This is a genomic window from Streptomyces sp. NPDC008092, assembly GCF_042957285.1.
In the GTDB taxonomy this organism is placed as follows: domain Bacteria; phylum Actinomycetota; class Actinomycetes; order Streptomycetales; family Streptomycetaceae; genus Streptomyces.
In genome coordinates this window covers 1-1,510 of sequence record NZ_JBIBHY010000043.1, presented here as the reverse complement: position 1 = coordinate 1,510, position 1,510 = coordinate 1, and the positions used below count along the sequence as shown (strand labels likewise).

Sequence of the window (1,510 nt, the reverse complement as noted above, 5' to 3'; positions counted from 1 at the left end):
AGACCGTGTTTGAGATCTGCCGTGTCTCGTTGCTGAGGCGCTCGTTGAGCTCGCGGTGAGCAGTGTTGGGGGTGGGTATCCGTCGGACCTGACGGATGAGCAGTGGGCACTGGTGGAGCCGCTGCTCCCGCCAGCGCGGGTGGGTCCGAAAGGTGGTCGGCGGGAGAAGCATCCGCGGCGGCGGATCCTCGACGCGATCTTCTACGTGGTGCGGACCGGGTGTTCCTGGCGGCAGCTGCCGAAGGACTTCGCGCCGTGGCCGACGGTGTACTGGTACTTCACTTGGTGGCACGACGACGGCGCCGTTGAGCGTATCCATGACGCCCTGCGCGGCAAGGTCCGTGAAGCCGACGGCCGCGGCGCGGAGCCGAGCGCGGGCCTGATCGACTCCCAGTCCGTCCGCACCGCGGATACCGTCCCTGCCGCTACCAGGGGCTTCGATGCGGGCAAGAAGGTCAAGGGCCGCAAGAGGTTCATCGTCACCGACACCCTCGGCTTGCTCCTGGCCGTTCACGTCGTCGCGGCGAGCATCCAGGACCGCGACGGCGCGAAGCGGCCGCTGCTGTGGACCAGACTCGACCATCCCGGGGTCCGGAAGGTCTGGGCCGACCAGGGCTTCGCCGGCCGCCTGGTCGACTGGGCCGCCCAGATCCTCGGCCACGAGCTGGAGATCGTCCGCAAGGATCCCGACCAGCGCGGCTTCCAGGTCCAACCCAAGCGTTGGGCGGTGGAACGCACCTTCTCGTGGCTCACCGCCCACCGGCGCCTCGCCAGGGACTATGAGACCAGCCTCGCTCACTCGGAGACGATGATCCGCTGGGCAATGATCGGCATCATGGTCCGCCGGCTCACCCGAGGCTGTCCCTCCGCGCGGCCTGGCCCCAAGCCGTTGATCCAGGGGAGAGCGCACGCCGGTACTGTCCAGGCGTGACCAGTGATGCTGCTGCCCCAGGTGGGGCCTGGAACGGCGCCTCGGTGCGCTCGCGTGTTGCCGCGATGGCCCTGGAAGACCCCGAGCGTCGCCGCTTCGGCGCTTCTCACCACGGGTACCGGCTTCACGCGCCCCTGGCGGAGGAGGCGATCCGACACTTCGAGCAGCTGCACAGCATCACTCTTCCTGCTACCTACCGAAGCTTCCTGAGTACAGTCGCCGGTGGTGGAGCCGGGCCGGACTACGGGCTCTTGGGCCTGGCAGAAGAAGTAGACGAGGAAGAGGCCCTGCACGACCTTCGGGCAGAGTGTCTGCATGTGGGCTTCCTGGCGAGCGCGTTCGCGCACACCACCGAATGGCCGGGACCGGGCCGGGAAGGCAACGCTGACTACTCCGTCGCGGGGGCACTGGTCATCGGCGAGTCTGGCTGCGGCACCTTCTCCCGCCTGGTCATCACGGGGACCAATGCCGGACAAGTGTGGCTCGACGACCGCGCATGGGGTGGTCTCACCCCAGGACCAGACTTTCACGAGTGGTACACCGCATGGCTGGCATCACAGTAGATCTCAAACGCGGTCT

Annotated in this window: 2 protein-coding genes; both read left to right on the top strand. The window is 67.7% G+C overall.

Annotation, left to right across the window (positions count from 1 at the left end; translation table 11 throughout):
* Positions 1–16 precede the first annotated feature (16 nt).
* Positions 17–931 carry an IS5 family transposase gene (locus tag ACFZB3_RS50105; protein WP_391390613.1) on the top strand — a complete coding sequence of 305 codons (915 nt, stop codon included), beginning with the start codon at positions 17–19 and terminating at the stop codon, positions 929–931.
* Positions 928–1,494, top strand: a complete 567-nt coding sequence (locus ACFZB3_RS50100) for an SMI1/KNR4 family protein (protein ID WP_391390611.1) — start codon at positions 928–930, stop codon at positions 1,492–1,494. The genes ACFZB3_RS50105 and ACFZB3_RS50100 overlap by 4 nt, the downstream gene beginning before the upstream one ends.
* Positions 1,495–1,510 lie beyond the last annotated feature (16 nt).